Raw genomic sequence first — 25,875 nt, forward strand, 5'->3', positions numbered from 1 at the left:
CTACAGCATTAATAACGTGCAGGGATCGTGCCCATACGGCGTTTCAGTGAAGTTTGCGGCTCATTAAACAATGACGCATAGTAAGTCGCATTGGTCATCACTTTTTTCACATAATCGCGCGTTTCAGTAAACGGAATGGTTTCGGCGTAAATCGCACCTTCCAACGGCGTTGAAGCCTGCCATCTGCGTGCGCGGCTCGGGCCGGCGTTGTAACCGGCGGTCGCCAATACTTCGTTGTTTTGCAGATTGCGGCGGGCATCGGCCATATACCATGTACCCATGCGGATATTGCCGTCCATGGTGTAGAGTTCGCTGCTGCTCATGCCGATTTTACCGGCGATTTCGCGGGCGGTGGCCGGCATTACCTGCATCAAACCTTGTGCACCGACATGCGATTGCGCGCCCATTACAAAACGACTTTCTTGGCGGATCAAGCCATACACCCAAGCCGGATCAACGCCCACTTGGTTGGCGTAACGCACGGTGGTATCTTTAAATGGCGACAAATAGCGCAAGTTGTAATTTAGCTTATGGTCGGTGCGGTCGGCGGTATTGATGGCCATATCGTAGAATTGGTTGTCATACGCCACTTGTGCGGCAGTCAGCAAATTGTCTTCACTGAAACCACGTGTGGCATAGCGCCATTCTGCCTGCGCTTGACGGCGCATTTTGCTGTCGCCACTGGCTTGACTGGTTTTGAACAAGGTCAAAGCACGGTTAATCGCACCATCATTCGCCATGCGGCTGACATCGCTGCGGCTGGCATTGCCGACGTTGTTTTTGGTGTTGATGCGGCGGCCGAGCTCTTCCGTTGCCAACACGGCGTAGAAATTGCGGCCGGAAGCGGCGGCTTGTTCATACAATGATTTGGCGCGTGAGCTGTTGCCTTGTGCGGCATAGCTGCGTGCCAACCAATATTGCCAAGTCGGCGATTGTTGCAGCTTGGTCGGCATGTCTTGAATCACGCTCGACAATTCACTCCAACGTTGTAAACGCAACGCAGCGCGGGCATACCATTCCAATTGCTCATCAGTTAATTGTTTGCGGTCGGCAACGCGGCCGTAGTAGCTCAAAGCGGTTGACATATTTTGGCTGTAAGCCTGATGTTGCCCCAACACGCCCCAAGCAAAGCTGCTTTGCGCGCGGCTCAAGCTACCTTCCATGGCGGACAAGCTGGCAGCGGCAGAAGGCGATTTGCGCGCTTCTTTTCCGATTACTGACAGCAAACGGTATTCTTGCGAACCTTGCGCACCCGTATCAAACGGGCTACCCAATGATGCAGCCAAATTACGCGCATCGGTGATTTGATTGTTGCTCAACAAGCCGCGGACACGACGCCATGCATCATCAGCTTTCAGACGGCCTGAAGCCGCCGCTGCTTCGACTAAGCGGGTACAGCCTTGTGGCAAACGTGCGGTTTCACGCACCAAATCAGCGGCTTTGGCATAATTGCCGCTGCTCAAATCGGCATAACATTCCACTTCTTGCGCACGACCGGCCGCTTCTAATTTTTTGTATTCTTGTTGAAACACCGACCATTGGCCGCGTGAACCCAAACTTTTCAGCCACTCATTGCGTACGGTTTCCGCCATGGCGCTGTTGCCTGCTTGAGCCAAATATTGCTGCGCCCATGCATCATCACCGCGCTTGGCGGCGTTTAATGCGCTTTCATATTGGCTGAAATCGGATAAAATTTTCGATTGGCTGTCGGCACGGCGTGACGGAATCGATGCCGGCGATTGGCTTTCTACACGTGATTCGCGGGTCACGGTCGGTTTGCTGCTTTGTGAAGCGCAGGCAGCCAACACGGCCAATGCCATTGCGCTCAGCGACAGGGTAAAGGTGCGTTGTAAATTCATGTCGTCTTTCTTCATCAGGTCTTAATATATTATTTATTATCGGTATGGTTGCAGCATTCTAAATGATTTATGCCAAATATCCGAATTGCAAACTGATATTTACATTTTTTACCGGCCTGAATACCACAATAGCAAGGCCGTCTGAACAGCCATACGCTTTTTCAGACGGCCTTTTGCTGGTTGGCATCGATTACATACAGCCTTCGTTTTGACACAATGTAAACAGCGGCACACCGGCATCGCGGATTTTCTTACCGCCGGTTAAATCGGTAAATTCCAAAATTGCCGCCGCTTCAATCACCTCACCGCCGAGCTTGCGGATCAATTCCACACCGGCCAACATAGTGCCCCCAGTTGCCACCAAATCATCCACCAGCAGCACACGTGCGCCGGATTTAATCGCATCAGTGTGGATTTCCACCGTGGCTTCGCCGTATTCCAAGGCATAGCTTTGCGATACGGTATCAAACGGTAATTTGCCTTTTTTGCGAATCGGCACAAAACCCACATTCAATTGATAGGCCAAAGCCGCACCGATGATGAAACCGCGTGCATCCAAGCCGGCCACTACGTCGATTTTATTCCCCATATAGCGGTAAACCAACAAATCCACCAGCAAACGGAAATACTCCGCACTTTGTAAAACCGGCGTAATATCATGAAATAAAATACCTTTTTGTGGCCAGTTTTCAATTTTGCGGATTTTTTCCGCCAAGGCATCAACGCCCATCACGTCAGGATGAATCAACATGCTTAATCTTCCAAGATTGAATATTTTTAACATCATATTGTAACAAATTTATGCTGTCGATGTTGAGGCCGTCTGAACATCCAAATCCGGCAGGCATTGTGTTATAATTTCTTGAAAATATCCCATGGCAAAACATCATGCAACACAATAAAAAAGGCAATATTTTCATCATCTCCGCCGCTTCAGGCACAGGCAAAACCACCTTAGTTTCACGCCTGTTGAAAAACAACAGCGATTTACGCGTATCGGTTTCCCACACCACCCGCCAGCCACGCGAAGGCGAGCAGCATGGCGTGCATTATCATTTTGTTCCCAAAGAAGAGTTTGAATCTTTAATCGCACAAAAAGCTTTTTTGGAACACGCCAATGTATTCGGCAATTACTACGGCACCAGCATCGCCGCGGTCAACCAATTGAGTGAGCAAGGCTTTGATGTAATTTTGGAAATCGATGTGCAAGGCGCCGAACAAGTGCGCCGTGCGCTGCCGGAATCTATCGGTATTTTTATCCTGCCACCGTCGCTTGACATCTTGGCAGGCCGTCTGAAAGGCCGCGCGACCGACAGCGAAGAAGTCATCGCCACCCGCTTGGCTGAAGCGCGCCATGAAATCGAGCAAGCCGCTGATTTTGATTACATTGTGGTTAATGAAGATTTAGATGTTGCCGAAGCTGATTTACTGCATATTATTAAGTCAGGCCGTCTGAAAAAATCTGCCCAACAAGGTTTTCTCACAAACCTGTTGGAAAATTCTTAAAAAACAGCGAAAATACGCTATCCGATTTATTTTTTGAAAGAAAGCAAGCAATATGGCTCGTATCACCACCGAAGACTGCACCCCGAAAATCCCTAACCACTTCGATTTGACCTTGGTTGCCGCCCGCCGCGCGCGCCAATTGGAAAACGGCAACCAACCTTTGGTTGACGACATCCGCAACAACAAACCGACCGTGACTGCATTGCGCGAAGTAGCCGCCGGCCAAATCGGCGTTGAATTGTTGTCTCGCAACAAATAATACATGCGCTGCCGCTAAGGCTCATGCAACCATTCAACCGCGCCCTCATGCGCGGTTGTTTGCCCACTTAACTTTGACATAACAATATGGCAAGCCATGCGTTTGATTGCGCATGTGTTCTGCCGATAATAATATTTACCGCTTCTTGAATCACCCGATAACGTCCCCACCATCTAGTTATCCAACCCGAGAGAGGCCGTCTGAACATGCCCGCACCCCTACCTACCGCTCCCTACGATGCGCTGACAGCCGAAGCCCGAGACTTACTCTTTAAAACGGCATCTTATCTCAGCAAAAAAGAACAGGCACAGCTCGAAAAAGCCGTAGCCTACGCTTTTCACGCCCACGACGGTCAAACCCGCAAAAGCGGCGAACCTTACATCACCCACCCGATTGCCGTGACCACTCAATTGGCCGTTTGGCACATGGACGTGCAAGGCTTGTGCGCCGGCGTGATGCACGATGTTTTGGAAGATACCGGCGTATCCAAAGTCGAAATGGCAGCAGAATTCGGCGACACCATCGCCGAAATGGTAGATGGCTTATCCAAGCTGGAAAAACTCAAATTCGAAGACCATGAAGAGCATCAGGCCGAAAGCTTCCGCAAGCTGATTCTCGCCATGACCAAAGATGTGCGCGTCATCATCATCAAGCTTTCCGACCGCCTGCACAATATGCGCACACTCGGCTCGATGCGTCCCGACAAACGCCGCCGCATCGCCAGAGAAACGCTCGACATCTACGCCCAAATCGCCAACCGCATCGGCTTAAACAATGCCTATCAAGAATTGCAGGATTTATCGTTCCAAAACCTGCACCCCAAGCGCTACGAAACGCTGCAAAAAGCGATGGACAACAGCCGTAAAAACCGCCGCGATGTGGTTGGTAAAGTATTGCGCGCATTCGGCCACCGCTTGGTTGATGCCAACATCGAAGCCAAAATCAAAGGCCGCGAGAAAAACCTTTACAGCATTCACCAAAAAATGCTGCAAAAGAAACTGCGTTTTGCCGATGTGATGGACATTTACGCCTTCCGCGTCATTGTCAACAGCGTACCTGCCTGTTACGCCGCTTTGGGCGCGTTGCACAATCTCTACAAACCTAAACCCGGCCGTTTCAAAGACTACATCGCCATCCCGAAAAGCAATGGCTACCAAAGCCTGCATACCACGCTGGTCGGCCCTTACGGCTTGCCGATTGAAGTACAAATCCGCACCCACGAAATGGATGCCGTCGCCGAAGGCGGTGTGGCCGGCCACTGGATTTACAAATCGGGCGAAAACACCATCGACCAAGCCATGTTGCACACCAATCAATGGCTGAAAAGCATTCTCGATTTGCAGGCCAGCAGCGCCAATGCCATTGAATTTTTGGAACACGTCAAAGTTGACCTGTTCCCGAACGAAGTCTATATCCTGACCCCGAAAGGCAGAATCCTGACCCTGCCAAAAGGTTCAACCCCGATTGACTTCGCTTATGCCGTGCACACCGACATCGGCCACAAAACCGTTGCCGCCCGTATCAACAACACCATGATGCCTTTGCGCACCAAGCTGAAAACCGGTGATTCCGTCGAAATCATCACGTCCGAACATGCCAAACCGAATCCGGCATGGCTCAATTTCGCCATGTCCAGCCGCGCCCGCAGCGCCATCCGCCAATACATCAAAACCATGAATCGCCATGACGCGATTGTATTGGGCGAGAACCTACTGCAAAAAGCCCTGTCGAGCCTGTTGCCGAAAGACGTATTGATTTCAGACGACCTCAAAGAAAAATATTTAAACGATTTGAGCGACAAAAAAACCTCGTTTGAAGAAGTGTTATACAACGTCGGTATGGGCAATACCCAGCCCGTTTCCGTGGCCATGCACATTGCCGAGCTTGCCGGCCAACACTTCGGCAGCGAAGTCAAACTCAGCCCGATCAAAGTCAACGGTCAAGAAACCGGTCGCGTGCATTTGGCGGAATGTTGCCACCCTGTCGCAGGCGATGCCGTGCGCGCTCTGTTGGTGCAAGGCAAAGGCATGATTATCCACCGCGATACTTGCAGCGTTTTACTCAAATCCGACCCCGAGCAGCAGCTCGATGCCGATTGGGACAGCCTCAACAATCAAAGCTACCGCCTCAGCCTCAATATCCAATCGGAAGATACCCACGGCTTGTTGGCGCAAATGGCGCAAGCCATTTCAAGCTCCGGCGCCGACATCGAATCGGTCAACACCCCATCGTCCAACCGCGCCGGGAGCGAAGGTTTTGTCGAATTTGGTTTCATCATCAAGGCCAAAGATTTGGCTCAGGTCAACCAAATCATTCACAAGCTGCACGCCATTCCGCATGTGCGTAAAGTAATTCGCGGCTAAGCGTTTGCCCATCTATAGGCCCTTACATTCGCCTAACAAGTGCAATTTCCAATAACAGAAAAGGCCAGTATGCGGTAGTATACTGCCTTTCCTGACAAGAAAGATTGCAATATGGCCTACACACAACTGACCTCACACCAAAGATACTACATTTCCAGACATTACCGCAACCTACCCCTAAACCAAATCGCACAGAACATCGGTTGTCATCCCGCCACCGTCAGTCGGGAAATCAGACGGCATTCCGTCAACGGAACCTACTGTTACCGAAAAGCACAACAGCAAAGCGAAGTTAAAAAGAAAAACAAAAAGCCAACCAAACTGACTACTGCCGTCAAACAGACTGTTAACAAACTGATTACCCAAAAATACAGCCCCGAACAAGTCTGCGGCTACCTGCTGAAACATCAACACATCAAACTGCACCACAGCACCCTTTACCGCTATCTCGCCAAAGACCGTCAAAACGGCGGCGACCTGTACACCCATCTGCGTATCGTTTCCAAACCCTACCGCAGAAAATACGGCAGCGGTGCATGGACAAAAGGCAGCGTACCGGACAGAACCGACATTGAACACAGACCTGCCATTGTTGATCAAAAAGAGCGGGTTGGCGATTTCGAGATGGACACTATTGTCGGTAAAGACCAAAAAAGCGGACTGGTGGTTGCTGTTGAAAGAAAAACCAAATTTGTCGTTATCCGCAAAATCAGCAATTTCAAAGCAGAAGATGTAGCCCGGGTAGTGATTCGGGCATTGAAGCCGTTTAAAGATATCATTCAAACGATTACTTTGGATAACGGTAAAGAGTTTTACCGGCATAAAACCTTTGCCAAAGCCCTGGGTGCGGAAACTTACTTCTGCCGTCCATACCATTCTTGGGAAAAAGGCTTGGTGGAAAATACCAACGGGCTGATCAGACAATACTTCCCCAAAGGGACGGATTTTAGGAAACTGGGTGCTAAAAAGATTAAAGCGGTTGAGGAGGCCCTTAACCGCCGACCGAGAAAGACATTGGACTATGAGACACCGGGTGATCTGTTTTCAGCAGCCCTTGCCAATGGCATTTGAGCGTTGCACTTGAAATGTGAATGTAAGGCCGTCTGAAAATTTTCAGACGGCCTTTTTCAAATATATCCAATATTATCCATTCCAAAATGACACAACACCCATTTAAACCTCTTACCCAAACTTGACACACAAAAGCAATCTATAAGATAATCGCAAAATTGTTTCCGGTCTTTTACTCAGAGAAAAGACCCCTATCCGGCACCAAGCCGACTTGTTAGGAGGTGATGTTCACATCACGGCGCGTATCCCGCCAGCTTGTTTTAAGCACCAGCGATACAAACAAAACCCTATTGATAAGGCCGTCTGAACCCAAATCAAATCTTTTCAGACTGCCATAAACTTAAAGAATTTTGAAGGAAATAAAATGCCTGCAATCCGTGTAAAAGAGAATGAACCATTTGAAGTTGCCATGCGTCGTTTCAAACGCGCCGTAGAAAAAACCGGTCTGTTGACTGAACTGCGTGCCCGTGAAGCTTACGAAAAACCAACTACTGAACGCAAACGCAAAAAAGCAGCTGCTGCCAAACGCTTGCAAAAACGCCTGCGCAGCCAACAACTGCCTCCTAAAATGTACTAATACGGGCGCAATCCTGTATTGAGCAAGACACACCGTAAGGCCGAATGCCCTACGGTGTTTTTGCCTTTATAAATCCATTATAATGCTGCCATTACCTAGGTCGTCTGCAACCCCACGGAGTCCATCATGAGCCTGAAAACCCAGCTTACCGAAGACATGAAAACTGCGATGAAAGCCAAAGACCAATTGTCTTTAAGCACCATCCGCCTGATTAATGCCGCTGTCAAACAATACGAAGTCGATGAACGCGTCGAAGCCGATGATGAAAAAGTCATCGCCATTCTGACTAAAATGGTCAAACAACGCAAAGACAGCGCCAAAATCTACGCCGAAGCCGACCGCTACGATTTGGCACAAAAAGAAATCGACGAAATCGAAGTGCTCAACCGCTATCTTCCGCAAATGATGAGCGAAGAAGAAATCAAAACCGCCGTCGATACCGTCATCACCATGACCGGCGCCACCGGCATGGCCGATATGGGAAAAGTTATGGGCGTATTGAAAACCCAGCTTGCCGGTAAAGCCGATATGGGCGAAGTCAATAAAATCCTAAAAGCCGCCCTGACTGCTGAATAAAGACCAAAGGCCGTCTGAATTTTTTCAGACGGCCTATCTCCCTGTTATTAAACGCATGAATCGCCCTAATCCATGATTCCTTCCGATTTCATAGACGAACTTCTCGCCAAAGTCGATATCGTAGATATTATCGACGAACAGGTGCCGCTGAAAAAAGGCGGCGTCAACTATATGGCGTGTTGTCCGTTTCACAAAGAAAAATCGCCGTCGTTTTCGGTGAGCCCGAGCAAGCAGTTTTACCACTGTTTCGGCTGCGGGGCGCATGGTTCGGCCATCGGTTTTATCATGGAATATCAGGGCTTGTCGTTTACCGAAGCGGTGCAGTATCTGGCCGACCGCGTGGGCATGACCGTGCCGAAAGTGCGCGGGCAAAACGATAATCCCGAAGTGCGTGCCGAGCGCAAGAAAAAGCAGCAAACTCTAGAAGAAACCACCGCCTCCGCCGCTTCTTTTTACGCGCAACAGCTTAAATTTCAAAAAGCGGCGCAGGATTATTTGGCCGGACGCGGTTTGAGCGCGGAAATCATCGCCCACTACGGCTTGGGCTACGCGCCCGACGGTTGGCAGCCGCTGGCGCAAGTGTTCCAGCCCTACCCCAATACCGCTTTGGTCGACAGCGGCATGGTCATCGACAATGAAGGTAAACATTACGATCGTTTCCGCCACCGCATTATGTTTCCGATCCGCGACCAACGCGGTCAGGTTATCGGCTTCGGTGGGCGCGTGTTGGACGATTCCAAACCGAAATACCTCAACTCGCCCGATACGCCCTTGTTCGACAAAGGCCGCAACCTTTACGGTTTATACGAAGGCCGTGCGGCGATTAAAGAAGCTGGTCGAATCTTAGTCGTCGAAGGCTATATGGACGTGGTCGCCTTAGCGCAATTCGGCATCGGCTACGGCGTAGCTTCGCTTGGTACTTCGACCACCGCCGACCATGTGAAAATCTTGATGCGACAGGCCGACAGCATTTATTTCTGCTTTGACGGCGATGCTGCCGGTAAAAAAGCCGCGTGGCGCGCGCTGGAAAATGCCCTGCCGCAATTAAAAGACGATAAATCGCTGCATTTTCTGTTTCTGCCCGAAGAACACGACCCCGACAGCTACATCCGGGCGTTTGGCAAAACCCAATTTGAAGATGCCCTGCTCAATCAAAGCAAACCTTTGTCGGAATATTTCTGGCAACACCTTTCAGACGGCCTCAACCTGAATGCGCAGGAAGGCAAAGCGGAACTGGTCAAAACCGCCTCACCACTATTGGCGCAAATCACCGCGCCTGCTCTGAACTTTTTATTGAAACAAACACTCAGTGAATTGGTCGGCATCGATCCGGCCAATCTGGCGCAACTGCTCGGCCAAGAAGCCCCCAAGCGCTATGTGAAGCAAAAAAGCTACAAACTGCCGCAGGAAACCTTCAAGCAGCCGGTGATGCTCACTTTGGTGCAGCGGCAAATCCGCAGCCTCTTGATAAATCCAAATTGGGCTGCATATATAGACTTGCCCGAATACCTCGCACTGGAGGGCGATTTTGCCTGCTTGGCCAATCTGGCCGAAACCATCAAAAGCTTTGCCCAACCGCCCAGCAGCGCGCAAATTTTGGAGCATATGCGTGGCTCACCCTATGAAGCCGCGTTAAACCAAATCTTCCAATCGACCCGCCATGCCGATGACGAAGTGGCGGAAGACAATGAAGAAGCCTACCAAGCCGAATGCGAGAATTTCAAAATCGGCATGAAAAAGCTGTTAAATGAGTTAAAATACAGCCAAATAGAATCACTCAAACAAAAAAGCCTGCAAAGTGGTTTGAATGATTATGAAAAGAAACTTTTGGTATCACTATTGATGTCGAAAGCAAATTAAGCCTGAATTCCTTCTTAGGCCGTCTGAAGACTATTGTCCCATGCTGCGAACCAATAAGCGCAGAACACCCGTTTTCTTAAAGTTTCAGACGGCCTCAGCGTCCATATCCCGATGATATACGCTGCTTCGCCCTCAGGTGCCGATCTTGCGGCAAACCGTTGGCATTTTTTACTAAATAACGAGATATCTATGTCTAAAAATCACGAAGAATACCAAGATCAAGATGATAACCGTCCGTTAACCGTAGAAGAGCAACGTACTCGTCTGCGACAGCTCATCATCATGGGTAAAGAGCGCGGCTACATCACCTATGCGGAAATCAACGATGCCCTGCCGGACGATATGTCTGATGCCGACCAAATCGACAACATCGTCAGCATGATTACCGGCTTGGGAATCCAAGTTACCGAGCAAGCCCCTGATGCCGAAGATATTCTGCTCAGCGACAATGCCGCCACCATTACCGATGACGATGCCGTTGAAGAAGCCGAAGCGGCGCTCTCGAGCGCAGATTCCGAGTTCGGCCGCACCACCGATCCTGTGCGTATGTATATGCGCGAAATGGGTCAGGTTGACCTGCTGACGCGCGAAGACGAAATCATCATCGCCAAAAAAATCGAAAATGCGTTTAAAAACATGGTGCAAGCCATTTCTGCCTGTCCGGGTTCGGTGGCAGAAATCTTGGCCTTGATTGACCAAATCCGCAACGAAGAAATCCGCGTCGATGAAGTGGTTGAAGCCATTATCGACCCGAACGAAGTCTTGCTGAACGAATTGGGCTTGGGTCATTTGGAAAGCAATGCTTCTGACGACACCGCAAGCAGCGATGATGATGAAGACAGCGATGACGATGAAGAAGACGACAGCGATGACGACAGCGCAGCCGACGCTGAAAGCATGACCGCTGCCAACTTGGAAGAGCTGAAGCAAAAAGTCTTGGAGCATTTCGCCCAAATCGAAGCCGATTACGCCGAAATGACCGCGCAATTGGCCAAGCATCACAGCCAGCATCCGGCTTATCTGACCCATCGCGATGCCATCGCCAACAAATTGTTGGAAGTGCGCTTCTCGACCCGTCAAATCGAAAACCTGAGCAACAACCTGCGTGGCCGTGTTGACCAAATACGTAAGCTCGAGCGCGAAATCCGCGACATCTGCTTAGACCGCGTACACATGGATCGTGAATACTTCATCAACAACTTCCTGCCGAATATCACCGACTTGAATTGGGTAGAAGAAGAAGTCGCTAAAGGCCGCGTATGGAGCGATGCACTCGACCGCTTCCGCCATGCCATCATCGAGAAACAAACTGCGCTTTCCGATATGCAGAAAGAAACGCAAATCTCGATTGAAGAATTGAAAGAAATCAATAAAAACATGGTTGCCAGCGAGCGCGAAACCGCCGCCGCCAAGCAGGAAATGATTCAGGCCAACTTGCGTTTGGTGATTTCGATTGCCAAGAAATACACCAACCGTGGCTTGCAATTCCTTGATTTAATTCAAGAAGGAAACATCGGCCTGATGAAAGCCGTGGACAAATTCGAATACCGTCGCGGCTACAAATTCTCGACCTACGCCACTTGGTGGATTCGTCAGGCAATTACCCGCTCTATTGCCGACCAAGCGCGCACCATCCGTATTCCGGTTCATATGATTGAAACCATCAACAAAATGAACCGTATTTCGCGCCAATACCTGCAAGAAACCGGTGAAGAACCGGATTCAGCCAAATTGGCCGAGCTGATGGAAATGCCGGAAGACAAAATCCGCAAAATCATGAAAATCGCCAAAGAGCCGATTTCAATGGAAACCCCTATCGGCGACGATGATGATTCACACTTGGGCGATTTCATCGAAGATGCCAACAACGTGGCACCGGCCGATGCGGCCATGTATTCCAGCCTGCACGAAGTCACCAAAGAAGTGCTGGAAAGTCTGACCCCACGCGAAGCCAAAGTGCTGCGTATGCGCTTCGGTATCGACATGAACACCGACCACACGCTGGAAGAAGTCGGTAAACAATTTGACGTGACACGCGAGCGTATTCGCCAAATCGAAGCCAAAGCCCTGCGCAAACTGCGTCACCCAACCCGCAGCGACCGCTTGAAGAGCTTCTTAGACAGCGAAGATAACAAGCAATAATGCTTGAATTGAAAAGCCGCAGATGAGCATCATCTGCGGCTTTTTTAGCATGGATAAAAGGCCGTCTGAAAGATTAACTTTCAGACGGCCTGTTCAATATTCATCAAACCGTTTGCGCCCGCTGGCGATACTGACGGTATTTGCGCCATAACCAAAAACCAATCAGTAACAACACCGCCACCGCCAAAAACGGCACAAACAAACTCAATACCGCCATCACCGTGGCAATGCCGGTTTCCGCTACCGATACCACCGGATTAGCCAAGCCAGCCGTCGTCGCGGTACTCGCCGCACGTGTGGTCGCGTTCACACCTTTAATCGCCGCAGCCGCACCGCCACCCGCGATAATGGCCAACGTCCAAGTCACCGCAGGACTTAAATCTGCCGTGGTGGAAGCCATCACCGCCGTACCGGCCAAACCTGCCAGCGGCACGGCCAAAGTATCCAACAAATTATCGATAAACGGAATCAAATAAGCGCCGATTTCGACCACCGTCGCTACACCCAAAATAATCAGCGCAGGCGTGGAAGCCAGCCATTCAAAACTTTCATTAATCGGCCACAGCCCAAAATAAGCCGACAAACTCAGGGCAAACAGCGGTAAAAATACGCGAAAGCCCGAACTTGCCGCCAAGCCTATGCCCAGCGCGATACTTAAAATCGTGGTAAAAGTCATGATGTGTTTTCAAAATCAAATAATGTCTACTATACGCGCAAACAGGCCGTCTGAACAATGAAGATGCATTTTCAGGCGGTCTAAATGTGTCTTGACCGATTTTTATGCGACAATAAACCAAACCAAGCTATTCAGACGGCCTCACTTTTAATTTGCCTATATTTTTGATTTAGCCAAGCCGTGAAAAACAAAAAGGAACAACATGAAAGCCTTAATTATCGGCGCAACCGGTGCCACCGGTAAACCGCTGACCCAACAATTGTTGCAACATCCGAATATCGACCACGTCACGGTATTCGTGCGCAAACCGCTGGATTTTACCCATCCTAAACTCACAGTCGAAGTCATCGATTTTGACAAACCCCACACTTGGCAGGATAAAGTTAGCGGCGACGTGTTGTTCAGCTGCCTCGGCACCACCATCAAACAAGCCGGCAGCCAAGAAAAGCAATACCAAATCGATTTCACCTACCAATACCAATTCGCCCAAGCCGCCCGACAAAACGGTGTGGCGCATTATGTGCTGGTTTCCGCAGGCATGGCCAATTCCCAATCCAAATCGTTTTACATGCGTATGAAAGGCGAATTGGAGCACGCCATTACCGATTTAAATTTTGAACACACCAGCATCCTGCGCCCGCCATTGTTAAAACGCCCCAATAGCGACCGCAGCGGCGAAGTTTGGGCAGAAAAAGCTTTAGAATTTTTAAATGGATTTGGTTTGCTGTTGGCACAAAGACCTTTACCGACCGAACAACTCGCTACCGCCATGATTAAAAGCTTCATACTCAAACGCACCGGCATTTTGGAAAAAGAAGATATTTGGGCATTGGTTGAAGCGTAAATTCAATTGATTGATCAAAGTGGCATTCAATCAAAAGGCCGTCTGAAAACATGGTTTTCAGACGGCCTTTTGTTTCACCTACTTCAAATACACAGCATCACTTACTCAGCACGCTTACCCTCTTCAGCCTCTTCCGCTTCTTCATAAGCTTCAACGATTTTCTGCACCAAAGGATGGCGCACCACGTCTTCGCTGGTGAATGTGTGAAAATACAAACCTTCCACGTTGGCGAGTTTTTCGCGTGCGTCTTTCAAGCCGGATTTGATATTGCGCGGCAAGTCAATTTGGCTGATGTCACCGGTAATCACAGCTTTGGCACCGAAGCCGATACGCGTCAGGAACATTTTCATCTGTTCGGGCGTGGTGTTTTGCGCTTCGTCCAAAATCACATACGCGCCATTGAGCGTGCGGCCGCGCATATAGGCCAGCGGCGCAATTTCAATCAAGCCTTTTTCCATCAACTTGGTGACTTTGTCAAAGCCCATCAAATCATACAGCGCGTCATATAAAGGGCGCAGGTAAGGATCGACTTTTTGCGCCAAATCACCCGGTAGGAAGCCAAGTTTCTCGCCCGCCTCCACCGCCGGACGTACCAACACAATGCGCTCGATTTGATGTTTTTCCATCGCATCCACCGCTGCGGCCACGGCCAAATAGGTTTTGCCGGTACCGGCCGGGCCTAAGCCGAACACAACATCATGATTGAGCAAGGCGCGGATATAGCCGTTTTGACGCGGTGTGCGCCCGCCGATGCTGCCGCGTTTGGTGCGGAAATAGTATTGATGGTCGCGGTGTTTTTCTTCATGTTTTTCATCGGCGGTTTTGGCTTCCACTGCGGCCAACTGAATCACATGGTCGTCTAAATCGCCTTTTTCGGCAGTTTCGGCCAAAGCCAACAACGCGCGACGGCCTGCGTGGGCGAGTTCACCCATAAAGGTGAAATGTTCAAAACGACGGCTGATTTCAATATCCAAAGCCTTGGCCAAGGTCTCCAAATTGCCGTCGAGCGCACCGCACAGGCGTTGCAGCACGGTATTGTCGATGTCTTCAAATTGCAGATGAACGGTATGGCTCATGTTTTTTCTTTTTCCAATCAAATAATTTCTGTTTCATTGTTATAAGGCTTAGTGGGCAAAAATTCAATGCACGGTGGTGAGTTTTTCATCATAAATTTGGCAATACTGATAAAAATAAAATACAATTCATTATCATTTATATTTTGAATCACCGACAGGCCGTCTGAAAATTAACACAGAGACCTTTGCAAAACCCTAGATTTGAGTACAGTTCAAAGTTGTAGCAGCGCAGAAAGCGAAGACATATCACGAAGATAGGCAAGCTTTCGAGCAGCGCACAACGAAGAAATGTGCCAAAGATGGGGATTTTGCAAAGGTCTCACAAGGAGTTCATCATGAGTAACCTCTGGCAACAATATCAAGCCAACAAAGCCGCCCGCGAGGGCATGTATTTTCCGCGCGAAGGTGCGGCGGATTTGGGTGTCAGCGAAGGCGCATTAATGGTCGTTGCGCCTGAAAGCGTGTATTTGGGCAGCAACATTCGCGACGTGGTGCTCAAGCTTCACGCTTTGGGCGAAGTGCAATGCGTGGTGCGTAATGATGTGTGCGTACATGAAAAACAAGGCGTGTATGAAAATGTTAGCTTAGCGCCGACTTCGGGCATCGCGCTCAATATCGGTGGCATCGATTTACGGATTTTTCCGGCGCGTTGGCATCATGTTTTGGCGGTGACCAACCACAACGGCGATAAGGTTTCGCGCTCGATTCAGTTTTACGATGAATTCGGCACCGCGCTACAAAAAGTGTTTATGCGCGAGGATAGCCGCATCGCTGTATGGGAAGCCTTGATTGCCGAATGCCAAACCGATGGCAAACCGCAATTTGCCACTGCCGATCTGCCGCCAGTGGACATCCCTGCCCCCTTGCCGGAAAACCGAATTGCCGCGTTTCAAGAACGTTGGTTGGAGATTAAAGATGTGCATCATTTCAGCGGCCTTTTGGAAACTTTCGCGCTTGACCGCCAAGCATCCTACCCTTACGCGCCGCAAGGCATGACGAAAAAGCTCACCCATGAAGCATGGCAATCGGTTTTAGAACAAGCACGCGATGCCGGTATCGAAATCATGATTTTCGCCGGCAACCGCGGCTTGGTGCAGATTCAAACCGGTAAAGTGCACCACATTGTCCGCGCACGTGGGTATTTGAATGTACTCGACGGTAAAGAAGAAGGCTTCAGTATGCACCTGAAAGACGATGAAATCGTCGAAACATGGGTCGTGCGCCGTCCGGTACGCGAAGGCTTTGTGACCTGCATTGAAGGTTTTGATTCCCGCCGCCGCACCGTGATCCAGATTTTTGGCCGCCGCCAAGAAGGCGAAACCGAGCTGGACAAATGGACAGAAATCACCAACAGCTTACTGGCTTAAAATCCAGTTTAATATCAATAACTTTTTATTCAATTGACTAAAACAACCCAAAGGCCGTCTGAACATTCAGACGGCCTTTATTCACATAAAATTGATAATAACTTGCATTCTTTTAAATTTTTGTAAATAATAATTACTTCTATTCAATAAACACACACATTAATTATCATGAAACCTCGTATCTTAACTCTCAGTATCGCCGCCCTCTTTACCACTCCGCTTTATGCTGCCGAAATGGCACAACAAGAGCTGGAAACCGTGACCGTCACCGCCGACCGCACCGCACAGAAGCTTGATAAAGCCGCGCCGAATGTGGCCGTGATTACCCGCCAAACGCTTAATCAAGCCAATGCATCCAACCTTGACGACATCACGCTGTATGAAGCCGGTGTCAGCGTGCCGTCGGACAACAACCGCCGCGGCCATGCCGGTGTGAATATTCGCGGCATCGACGGCAACCGCATTCTGATGATGGTCGACGGCATCCGTATTCCCGAATCTTATGCTGGTGGCGGCACCAACGGCGCGATTTCCGGTCGCGATATGGTCGAGCCCGACACGCTGAAGCAAGTGGATATTGTCAAAGGCCCTTATTCCGCGCTATATGGTAGCGATGCTTTGGGCGGCGTGGTGAATATGGCTACTTACTCGCCATCTGATTTTGTCGATGCTGACAAACGCAGCCATTTCGGCCTGAAATACGGCTACAAAAGCCGCGACCGCAGCCACGGTGTCACCGCCAGCATGGCCGGTTACCATGAAAATGCCGAAGGTTTGCTGATGCTGACCCGCCACCAAGGCCATGAAACTGAAAACATGGGCAGCGATAAAAGCTATTCAACTTCCCGCACCGCCACCAATCCACAAAAAAACAACAGCTACAATATCTTAGCCAAAGGCAATATCGGCAACGAAACCCACCGCATAGAAGCTTTGTTTGAACAATTCTACCGCGCCAACGACACCAATCTGGCCAACAGCTTGGGCAGCAGCACCGTTACGCGCAACAATATGGCCATTACTACCGACAACAGCCTGGCCACCGCACGCGACCGCGTGCGCCGTCAGCGCATGGAATTGGGCTACCGTTTCCGTGGCGAGAATGCATTGAAAGAAGCTTCAGTCAATGTGTATCAACAAAAACTGACTTCCGAAGACGATGCCGTCAATGCCAGCGTGACCAGCATCAACGGCCGCACCACCGCAGATTCAACCCGTTATTCTGATTACGGCTTTGATCAAACCATCCGCGGCATCAACAGCAAAGGCGTATGGGAAGCGCAAACCGGCGCAGTGAAACACACCATTGTCGCCGGTGCGGAATTCAAACACACCGAAACCGCCCGTCCGCGTGACAGCCTGACGGTAGATAACTTAACCGGCACCACCAGCAAGGTGTACGCCGGCAGCACTTATCCCAACAAAACCTTTCCCGACAGCACACGCAAAACCTTCAGCCTGTATGCCCAAGACAGCTTAACCTTTGACAACGGCGTCGTGCTGACCCCGGCTTTGCGTTATGAAAAAGACAAACTCAACACCCACATCGACCAAGCCTATCTCAACGCCAATCCCGATGGGCAAACCACCAACTTCAGCGACCATGCTTTCGCTCCCAGCTTGCGCTTGAGCGTGCCGATGGGCGAACGGGTTACTGGTTTTGCCAGCTATTCGCGCGGTTTCCGCACGCCGCCGTTTGACAGCGCCACCATGGCCTTTTCCAACACTACCCACGGCTATGCCGTATTGCCCAACAGCAACCTGAAATCCGAATATTCCAACAGTTTTGAAGCGGGCTTGAAATATAAAGATGAACGCACCCGCGCGCAAATCACTGCGTTTTACAACCGCTATAAAAACTTTATCGACCGCACCGAAATCGGCACGGAAACAGTCAACGGCCGCAGCATTATCCAGTATCAATACCAAAATCTGGACAACGTCAAAACCTACGGTGCTGAACTGGCCGCCAGCCACAAGTTCACCGACAACTGGCGCATCAACGGCAGCTTGGCTTGGATGAAGGGCGAACAGAAAGACGGCACGCCGCTCAACACTGCCTACCCACTCAACGGCGTATTGGGCGTGGATTATGTACAGGAAAAATGGGGTGCCAACGCCAAGCTGCGCTGGTCGAAAAAACACAGCCGTGTCAGCAGCGACAGCATTTTCCAAGCGCCGGGCTACGGCGTGTGGGACATCGGCGCATGGTATAAACCGAGCAAAAACATCGAACTCGGCGCAACGGTGTACAACGTCGGCAATAAAAAATATTGGCAGCACGCCGATGTGGCCGGTATGAGTACCGCCAATGTGCTCGACCTCTACACCGAAAGCGGCCGCAATGTGGCGGCTACCTTGCAGATGAAATTTTAATATTCAGATGGCCTTTAAGATGGAAACAGGCCGTCTGAAACAATCATCAGAAAGACCCCGATATGAATATCAAAACCTTAACCTTATGCGCATTATTATTCACCGCTGCCTCCGCCCACGCCCAGCGCATTGTGGTGCTCACACCCGATGTCGGCGACATCGTCGTGGCGCTCGGTTCGATTAACGAAGTAGTCGGCCGCGACCAAACCGTGCAAAACCCCGCCCTGAAAAGCAAACCCACCATCGGCATCCACCGCAACCTGAGCGCCGAACCGATTATCGCCGTGAAACCCGACATCGCACTCGGCACATGGATGGCGCAGCCTGCCGGTATTTTCGCCCAATTGAAAAAAGCCGGCGTGAATGCGGTGAACGTAGCACCGACCGACGACATCAACACCTACCCGCAAAGCATCCGCACAGTAGGCAAACTCATCGGCAAAACCACCCAAGCCGAACAGCTCGCGACTAAATGGCAGGCGCAAATGAAGCAGCAGCCTGCCAACGGCAAACGCTATCTCTTCAGCTACGACGGCCGCATCATCGCCGGTAAAAACACCGCCGCCGACGAACTCATCAAACGCGCCGGCGGCATCAACGCCGCAGCGGCCATTGATGGCATGAAACCAATGACGCGCGAAGCATGGCTGGCGGCCAAGCCTGATGTCATCATCATCGCCGACCACCACGCACAAACGCTGGGCGGCCTCAAAGGCTTTGCCGTGAAACCCGAAGTCGCCGCCTCGCCCGCCGCTAAAAACGGCAAAATCTATTTCTGGAAAGCCAACGACATGTTCCGCTACGGCTTGGATACACCACAAGTGGTGCAGCGTTTGAATGCATTGGGTAAATAAACTCGAGGCCGTCTGAAAGCGGTTTGGTTTCAGACGGCCTGTAACCTTTAGTAAACAATGAAATCAAAAAACATCAACCCAAATACAACAATCCTCCCCCCCCCCACAGCAAACCATCCCCTCTCCCGCCTTGCGGGGGAGGGTTAGGGAGGGGGAAAATCGTTCCTACCCGAAACCTTCGCCTAAAAATTAAAAGATTAATGTCCCCAACAATAAACCTAAAGGCCGTCTGAAACACTTTACCGACATGAAACCACACACCCTTATCTTAACTATCATTTTCACCCTCACCGCCATTTATATATGCAGCGGCATAGGTTTCGGCGAATGGCAATCACCACTGCAAATGGACGAAACCGTGCAGCAAATCCGTCTGCCACGCATTTACACCACCCTGCTGGTCGGAGCCGGTTTGGCGGCTTCCGGTGCGGCTTTGCAGGCTTTGTTTGAAAACCCCTTGGCCGACCCCAGCCTGATTGGTACATCGGGTGGCGCGGCCTTGGGGGTGATTATTGTGTTGGCATTCGGTGGCGGTGTGATTGGCGTGCCGATGGCGGCATTTCTCGGTGCGTTGGGCGTGTGTTTGCTGATTTTGGCGGCGCATCGCTTATTCGGCGGCGGCACGCTGGGCTTGCTGGTGTTAGGTTTTGTATTGAGCGCATTTTCCGCTGCGATTGTGAGCCTGATTCTGTTTCTTTCAGACGACATGGTGTTACGCAGCGCCACTACTTGGCTGTCGGGTAGCTTGGCCGAATCGGGTTTTACTTCGCCCTTATTCGCCTTAATCACAATGGCGACAGGCTTTATGATTTTGCTGTTTTGCGGCAAGCGTTTGGATGTGTTGATGACAGGGGAAGACACGGCGGTCAGTATGGGCGTATCGGTAGGCGCGGTGCGACTGCAAACGGTTATCGGCGCGGCTTTGATGACCGGTGCTGCGGTATCACTAGCGGGCATCATCGGCTTTTTGGGCATGATGATTCCGAATGTACTGGCGCAGACGGTCGGGGGCAGCCGCAGCAAGCTGATTGCCCTATCGGCTTGGTTTGGCGCGGTTTTCCTGTTGGTTATTGACGGCGCGGCGCGTTGGCTGACTTATCCGGTGGATGTCCCCGTTGGCATTATTATTGCTTTATTGGGCGGGCCGTTTTTCCTGTATTTGTTTATCAAACCGTTGCGAGGCCGCTGATGAATGCTTCCTTTGAAATTCAATCGCTAAAAGTCGCCATTCGCGGTAAAACCCTGCTCGAAGTGGACGCGCTTTCGTTCCCATGCAATCAAAATACCGCCATCATCGGTCCCAACGGCGCGGGCAAGTCCACCTTGCTCAAAGCCTTAATCGGCCAAGCCGGCAGCGGCACAGTGAATCTTTTCGGCCAACCTGCCGTACCGCAAATCAAACAAGGCCGCGTAGCTTGGGTCGGACAACACAGCCAATACGCCATGCCGATGACCGTGCGCGAATACATTGCGTTATCTGTGTTTGCACACACAGGCCGTCTGAAACACACTGCTACACAAACCGATAAGTTACTGGCATATTTCGATTTAACTGACTTAGCCGATAAGCGCATCAGCCGCTTATCCGGCGGCGAACAGCAACGCGCCAATATCATCCGCGCACTGTTGCAAAACGCACCCGTGTTATTGTTAGACGAACCCTGTAACCATCTCGATATTCGTCACCAGCATAAATTGATGCAGTATCTGCGCGATCAACAAAATACTTTCAGCAGCATTATGGTGCTGCACGATTTGAATCTGGCTGCTCATTACGCACAACATATTATTTTAATGAATCAAGGCAGAATCATCGCGACCGGTACACCACAAGACGTGATGCGTGAAGACTTGCTGCAACAGGTTTATCACTGGCCGATACACCACATCCGCGATGAAACAGGTTTGTATTTCCGCGCATAATAAAACACCGTCTGAATATTAATATTCAGACGGCCTCTATTAATAAAAATATATTCTATATAAATACTTATAAAAAATTAATATATTCTTCACTTTATTTTATATGTATCTTTTATCATTACAGTTCTACATCTAAGCGTTTCAATGCAACACGCGATTCTTTATCGCCAACTGCAGCAGATTTTTGATACCATTCAATCGCTTCCTGTAAATCTTCGCTTTCCGACATACGGCCTAAAGCAGTCATGGCAGGGGCAGAATAAGCGTCGCCTTGGCGGGCAGAAAGCTCATACCATTTCAAGGCTTGTTCGCGGTTTTGGGCGACACCAATGCCTTGTTCATAACAATAACCCAACCAGAATTGGCCGGTTACATCGCCCCATTGCGCGGCTTTGCTGAATTCGGCTACTGCACGACGGGCATTTTTTTCCACGCCGTAACCGTTTAAATACATCATGCCAATGTAGCGTGGCGCACTCATGTGACCCGCTGCTGATGCTTGGGTGAAATAAGTCATGGCTTCGGCGTAGCGGTGTTGCTCATAAGCTTGTATGCCTTTTTCCACCAGGTTATTGGTTTGCTGGCGTGTCTGGCTTTCGGTAATGTTTTTAGGCTGTGTGTTTTGGTTGGGTGCATGGCAGGCACTGAGGGCTATTGCCGTCATCAACAACGGTATCCATTTCATTGTGTCCCCCTTAATATCAGAATCCGTTTAAGCTATTTATTGAACATTATAGGCCGTCTGAAAAAATATTGTCGCTAAAACAGCTGTTTTTATACGCTTTTTATGTTACATTACAATTCTTTGCGCGTATCGGCGCATTAATAACACTCAGTGTTGTATTCGCATTATCAATAAAATTTTGCGAAATCTAATGTCTTTATTTCCCCTAAATATAGGAATCACCATGCCTGCGCTTGATTTTATTCGCGACGACATTAAAGCCATGACGGCTTATCACGTTGCCGATTTACCGAAAGATTTTATCAAATTGGATGCGATGGAAAGCCCGTATCACCCGTTTGCCGGTTCGCCTGAGCTGTTAAACGAATGGACGGCGCTACTGGCTCAAGCTGATGTGCATCTCTACCCCAATCCTGCCGCCAGCGGCCTGCAAGAAGCTTTGCGCGAAGCCTTTGACATTCCTGAAGCAGCATCTGTGGCTTTGGGCAACGGCTCAGACGAATTAATTCAGTTCATCAGCCTGCTGTTGGCCAAACCGGGCGCAACCATGCTGGCGGTGGAACCGAGCTTTGTGATGTATAAACAAAACGCGGCTTTGTTTGGCATGAATTATGTCGGCGTGCCATTGAATGATGATTTCACGCTTGATTTACCGGCTGTTTTGGCTGCCATTGACACGCACAATCCTGCGCTGACCTTTATCGCCTACCCCAACAATCCGACTGGTGTGCGTTTTAAACGTGAAGAAGTCGAAGCCGTGATTCGTGCGTCAAAAGGTATTGTGGTGGTGGACGAAGCTTACGGTGCGTTTAGCGACGACAGTTTCTTACCGCAAGCCGGCAGCGTGGATAATTTGGTGGTGATGCGTACCGTCAGCAAAATCGGCTTTGCCGGCATCCGTATCGGCTATGCCGCCGGCAGCGCAAACATCATGAATGAATTGGCCAAAGTCTTGCCGCCCTACAATATGAACCAATTAAGCTTGGCTACAGCAAAATTCGCCATGCAACATTTTGAAGCAATCCATGACAATGTATTGAAATTAAAAGCAGAGCGCGAACGCATGTTTGCCGAACTATCCGCAATAGGCCGTCTGAAAGCCTTTCCGAGCAAAGCTAATTTCATTACCGTCCGCGTACCTGATGCGGTCGAATTATTTGAAACCTTAAAACAAAACAACATTCTGATTAAAAAACTGCATGGCAACCATCCGCTCTTGGATCAATGCGTCCGCCTGACCATCGGTTCGCCCGAGCAAAATGATGCCGTCTTAAATATTATCCGCAAGCTTTACGCTTAAACACGAGACTTGTCACCATGAATAAAACCAAACGCCATTTAGACAATCTGTATTTACTGATTGAAGAAGCCGGCTCACTCACCAAGCTGGCGCGCCAATGCGGTTATGAAAATGCCGCCTCTTTGTCCCAACTCAAACGCCGCTTGGAAGAACAAGTCGACGACGAAAAAGCCCGCGGCATCCGTCCAAGCTTGGCGCAGAAATTAGAACAAGGCATGAGCAAGCGCAAAGGCTGGCTCGATCGCGACCACAGCAAAGACAAAGAAAAAGCCGCAGCGCAGGAACAAGAACAAGCTGAAGAAGTTGCTAATTTAACTTTGATTCAAGGTGGTATGCCGTCTGAAAACGATGTTGCGCCGATTACCACCGAAGGCCGCTATGTCAGCGTAACGCGCAACACCAGCGAAACCCAAATCACCGTGCAGCTTAATCTGGATGGCAGCGGTATCGGCCGTTTCGACACTGGCGTACCGTTTCTCGACCACATGCTCGACCAGATTGCCCGCCACGGCTTGATTGACTTGGATATCGTGTGCAAAGGCGATTTACACATCGACGACCACCACACCGTTGAAGACATCGGCATCACCGTAGGCCAAGCCTTAAAACAAGCCTTGGGCAACAAAATGGGTATTCGGCGCTACGGCCATGCCTACGTTCCTTTAGACGAAGCCTTAAGCCGCGTGGTGCTCGACCTCTCCGGCCGCCCGGGCTTGGAATACAACATCGAATTCACCCGCGCCATGATTGGCCGTTTTGACGTCGATTTGTTCAGCGAATTTTTCCATGGTTTGGTGAACCACAGCATGATGACACTGCACATCGACAACCTCCGCGGTAAAAACGCCCACCACCAAGCCGAAACCGTATTTAAAGCCTTCGGCCGTGCCCTGCGCATGGCAGTGGAATACGATGAGCGCATGTCCGGTAAAATGCCTTCGACCAAAGGCACTTTGACTGCTTAATTTAGCTATTCAAATCCAAGCTGTACATATTGGCCGTCTGAAACAGATTGTTTCAGACGGCCTTTTCTTTCTTTGCTATAATCGCGATTTCCCAACCCAATCATTTCTCCATCATGTCAAACGTTCTTGTGCTGCAACACTCCGATCTTTCACGCTGCGATTTAAGCGCATTGCAAAACCTTAATCTCACTGCACCACAACACACGCCACACAGCTTGCGTTTTACTGTAGCCGAAGATTTTACCCTGCCTGCTGCCGCGAAATCCGAGCTTGACCGCCAAGAAATCGATGCCGCAGTCTTGCCCGATATGGCATTTAACGATTTGGGACTGATTGTCAGCGATATGGATTCCACGCTGATTACCATCGAATGCATCGATGAAATCGCCGCCGGTGCCGGCTTGAAAGCACAAGTAGCCGAAATTACCGAGCGAGCAATGCGTGGCGAACTGGATTTCGAGCAATCTTTACGCAGCCGCGTAGCGCTACTCAAAGGCTTGGATGAACAATTTTTACACGATGTATATGAAAACGTATTGCAACTGTCACCCGGGGCGGAGTTTTTATTACAAGAATGCAAAAAACACGATGTGAAATTCCTGCTGGTTTCCGGCGGTTTTACCTTCTTCACCGAACGCCTGCAACAACAATTCAGCTTTGAATACCAGTTTGCCAACGTTTTGGAAATCATTGATGGCAAGCTCACCGGGCAAGTGTTGGGTGATGTGGTGGATGCGCAAAGAAAACAAGATTTGTTAAAAGAATACCGCGACATACTCGGCTTAAAGACTGCACAAACCTTAGCCATGGGCGATGGTGCCAACGATATTCCCATGCTGCAAGCCGCCGGTATCGGTATAGCTTACCGCGCCAAACCGAAAGCACAATCCCATGCCGATGCCTGTATTAATTTTGGCGGCTTAGAACGTATCCGCGGTTGGTTCCGCTAACCGGCTAATCGCGCGTGCCATTAATGCCGTAAACTTTTCATCGTCAAGACCACTGCCGCCATGACCACTGCAATTGAGACAGCAAAATAAAGCGTCTCCAAAGTTGCACCTGAAGCAGCGATTTGCTCCAGAAACATAATCGTTAAAATCAGTGATGAAACCTGCAAAATAATCACTTTTAAATCATGAAAGCTATTGATGCGCAACGCCTTGAGAAAACGCGAATCATTATTTGGTTTGGCTGAAATGAAAAAACGGTAATGCGCGATGCTGATAATCTGAAAAGTTAAAGCAATAAGCAAAACATCCAATATTTTCAGCAGCATCACCGCCTGATATTGAACATCACTCGGCTCACTCGGCAAGTTTGAAAAAAAGCCGATAATAAAATGCAGCACAGCATTAATGGAGGCGATATACAGCAGGATTGACGCCAAAAAACTGACGATCACAATAATCACCACCATCCAGCGGCTGTTTCTGAAAATATTTTCTAACATGCTTTTTCCTATTTTATTTGCAAATATTTGGCATATCATGAAGGAGCAAAGGCCAGCTAAACAATGGGCAACACAGGCCGTCTGAATGTTTCAGACGGCCTGTGCTTTAGGGTTTGCATTCAATCAGACATCAAGCCTAATCGAGT

The 25,875-nt window shown here is 49.8% G+C and carries 23 protein-coding genes; 17 read left to right on the forward strand and 6 right to left on the reverse strand.

The genetic code is table 11. The features are described 5' to 3' along the window. Positions 1–8 precede the first annotated feature (8 nt). A complete protein-coding gene (locus ACM67B_RS08005) occupies positions 9–1,859 on the reverse strand; it encodes a transglycosylase SLT domain-containing protein (protein ID WP_416189171.1) in 1,851 nt (616 codons plus the stop codon). A gap of 190 nt (positions 1,860–2,049) precedes the next feature. After that, positions 2,050–2,646 carry an adenine phosphoribosyltransferase gene (locus ACM67B_RS08010; RefSeq protein WP_369832068.1) on the reverse strand — a complete coding sequence of 199 codons (597 nt, stop codon included), beginning with the start codon at positions 2,644–2,646 and terminating at the stop codon, positions 2,050–2,052. Positions 2,647–2,747: 101 nt separating this feature from the next. On the opposite strand from ACM67B_RS08010, the gene gmk reads away from it, so the two are divergent. The 8 genes from gmk (at position 2,748) to rpoD (ending at position 12,213) form a co-directional block, all read left to right on the forward strand. Further along, positions 2,748–3,365, forward strand: coding sequence for a guanylate kinase (gene gmk, locus ACM67B_RS08015; RefSeq protein ID WP_416189172.1), 618 nt, complete (start codon positions 2,748–2,750; stop codon positions 3,363–3,365). A 52-nt stretch (positions 3,366–3,417) separates the two neighbouring features. After that, positions 3,418–3,624: a DNA-directed RNA polymerase subunit omega gene (gene rpoZ, locus ACM67B_RS08020; protein ID WP_095502195.1), complete on the forward strand. Its 207-nt coding sequence runs from the start codon at positions 3,418–3,420 to the stop codon at positions 3,622–3,624. Positions 3,625–3,830: 206 nt separating this feature from the next. Then, entirely contained in the window at positions 3,831–5,987 is a 2,157-nt protein-coding gene (locus ACM67B_RS08025; RefSeq protein WP_416189173.1) for a RelA/SpoT family protein, read from the forward strand. A gap of 111 nt (positions 5,988–6,098) precedes the next feature. Then, positions 6,099–7,058 carry an IS30 family transposase gene (locus ACM67B_RS08030; protein WP_154143172.1) on the forward strand — a complete coding sequence of 320 codons (960 nt, stop codon included), beginning with the start codon at positions 6,099–6,101 and terminating at the stop codon, positions 7,056–7,058. A gap of 364 nt (positions 7,059–7,422) precedes the next feature. Further along, complete coding sequence (gene rpsU / locus ACM67B_RS08035; RefSeq protein ID WP_003680926.1) at positions 7,423–7,635, forward strand: 30S ribosomal protein S21; 213 nt, start codon at positions 7,423–7,425, stop codon at positions 7,633–7,635. A gap of 126 nt (positions 7,636–7,761) precedes the next feature. Further along, positions 7,762–8,211 carry a GatB/YqeY domain-containing protein gene (locus tag ACM67B_RS08040; RefSeq protein WP_416189174.1) on the forward strand — a complete coding sequence of 150 codons (450 nt, stop codon included), beginning with the start codon at positions 7,762–7,764 and terminating at the stop codon, positions 8,209–8,211. A gap of 72 nt (positions 8,212–8,283) precedes the next feature. Then, on the forward strand, positions 8,284–10,071 hold the full coding sequence (gene dnaG, locus ACM67B_RS08045) for a DNA primase (RefSeq protein ID WP_416189175.1): 1,788 nt from the start codon (positions 8,284–8,286) through the stop codon (positions 10,069–10,071). 183 nt (positions 10,072–10,254) lie between these two features. After that, a complete protein-coding gene (gene rpoD / locus ACM67B_RS08050) occupies positions 10,255–12,213 on the forward strand; it encodes an RNA polymerase sigma factor RpoD (protein ID WP_416190549.1) in 1,959 nt (652 codons plus the stop codon). Positions 12,214–12,316: 103 nt separating this feature from the next. Here the strand turns inward: rpoD and ACM67B_RS08055 are convergent, their stop codons facing one another. Beyond that, positions 12,317–12,889 (reverse strand): DUF4126 domain-containing protein, encoded by a 573-nt coding sequence (locus tag ACM67B_RS08055; RefSeq protein WP_095502921.1) that lies wholly within the window; start codon positions 12,887–12,889, stop codon positions 12,317–12,319. Positions 12,890–13,091: 202 nt separating this feature from the next. Here ACM67B_RS08055 and ACM67B_RS08060 point away from each other — a divergent pair, with 202 nt between their 5' ends. After that, positions 13,092–13,733, forward strand: a complete 642-nt coding sequence (locus tag ACM67B_RS08060) for an NAD(P)H-binding protein (RefSeq protein ID WP_416189176.1) — start codon at positions 13,092–13,094, stop codon at positions 13,731–13,733. A 101-nt stretch (positions 13,734–13,834) separates the two neighbouring features. On the opposite strand, the gene ACM67B_RS08065 is transcribed toward ACM67B_RS08060, so the two are convergent. Continuing rightward, complete coding sequence (locus ACM67B_RS08065; RefSeq protein WP_416189177.1) at positions 13,835–14,809, reverse strand: PhoH family protein; 975 nt, start codon at positions 14,807–14,809, stop codon at positions 13,835–13,837. 335 nt (positions 14,810–15,144) lie between these two features. Between ACM67B_RS08065 and ACM67B_RS08070 the strand changes: the two genes are divergently transcribed. From ACM67B_RS08070 to ACM67B_RS08090, 5 genes are all read left to right on the forward strand, one after another. Next, positions 15,145–16,176, forward strand: coding sequence for a ChuX/HutX family heme-like substrate-binding protein (locus tag ACM67B_RS08070; protein ID WP_416189178.1), 1,032 nt, complete (start codon positions 15,145–15,147; stop codon positions 16,174–16,176). Between the two features lie 168 nt (positions 16,177–16,344). Continuing rightward, positions 16,345–18,552 carry a TonB-dependent hemoglobin/transferrin/lactoferrin family receptor gene (locus tag ACM67B_RS08075; protein WP_416189179.1) on the forward strand — a complete coding sequence of 736 codons (2,208 nt, stop codon included), beginning with the start codon at positions 16,345–16,347 and terminating at the stop codon, positions 18,550–18,552. A 62-nt stretch (positions 18,553–18,614) separates the two neighbouring features. After that, complete coding sequence (locus ACM67B_RS08080; protein WP_416189180.1) at positions 18,615–19,406, forward strand: heme/hemin ABC transporter substrate-binding protein; 792 nt, start codon at positions 18,615–18,617, stop codon at positions 19,404–19,406. A gap of 247 nt (positions 19,407–19,653) precedes the next feature. After that, positions 19,654–20,595: a FecCD family ABC transporter permease gene (locus tag ACM67B_RS08085; protein WP_416189181.1), complete on the forward strand. Its 942-nt coding sequence runs from the start codon at positions 19,654–19,656 to the stop codon at positions 20,593–20,595. Further along, positions 20,595–21,329: an ABC transporter ATP-binding protein gene (locus ACM67B_RS08090; RefSeq protein WP_416189182.1), complete on the forward strand. Its 735-nt coding sequence runs from the start codon at positions 20,595–20,597 to the stop codon at positions 21,327–21,329. Before ACM67B_RS08085 ends, ACM67B_RS08090 begins: the two co-directional genes overlap by 1 nt. 118 nt (positions 21,330–21,447) lie before the next feature. On the opposite strand, the gene ACM67B_RS08095 is transcribed toward ACM67B_RS08090, so the two are convergent. Next, positions 21,448–22,014, reverse strand: a complete 567-nt coding sequence (locus ACM67B_RS08095; protein WP_416189183.1) for a tetratricopeptide repeat protein — start codon at positions 22,012–22,014, stop codon at positions 21,448–21,450. Positions 22,015–22,237: 223 nt separating this feature from the next. Between ACM67B_RS08095 and hisC the strand changes: the two genes are divergently transcribed. The 3 genes from hisC to serB all read left to right on the forward strand — a co-directional run bounded on the left by hisC (position 22,238) and on the right by serB (position 25,229). Then, a complete protein-coding gene (hisC, locus tag ACM67B_RS08100; protein WP_416189184.1) occupies positions 22,238–23,314 on the forward strand; it encodes a histidinol-phosphate transaminase in 1,077 nt (358 codons plus the stop codon). 17 nt (positions 23,315–23,331) lie between these two features. Further along, positions 23,332–24,279, forward strand: a complete 948-nt coding sequence (hisB, locus tag ACM67B_RS08105) for an imidazoleglycerol-phosphate dehydratase HisB (protein WP_416189185.1) — start codon at positions 23,332–23,334, stop codon at positions 24,277–24,279. Between the two features lie 113 nt (positions 24,280–24,392). Continuing rightward, positions 24,393–25,229, forward strand: coding sequence for a phosphoserine phosphatase SerB (gene serB, locus ACM67B_RS08110; protein ID WP_416189186.1), 837 nt, complete (start codon positions 24,393–24,395; stop codon positions 25,227–25,229). Between the two features lie 20 nt (positions 25,230–25,249). Here serB and ACM67B_RS08115 read toward each other — a convergent pair whose 3' ends face one another. Then, positions 25,250–25,729 (reverse strand): YqhA family protein, encoded by a 480-nt coding sequence (locus tag ACM67B_RS08115; protein ID WP_416189187.1) that lies wholly within the window; start codon positions 25,727–25,729, stop codon positions 25,250–25,252. Between the last annotated feature and the right edge of the window lie 146 nt (positions 25,730–25,875).

Origin of the sequence: Neisseria sp. CCUG17229 (assembly GCF_047839235.1) — a bacterium.
GTDB lineage: Bacteria > Pseudomonadota > Gammaproteobacteria > Burkholderiales > Neisseriaceae > Neisseria > Neisseria brasiliensis.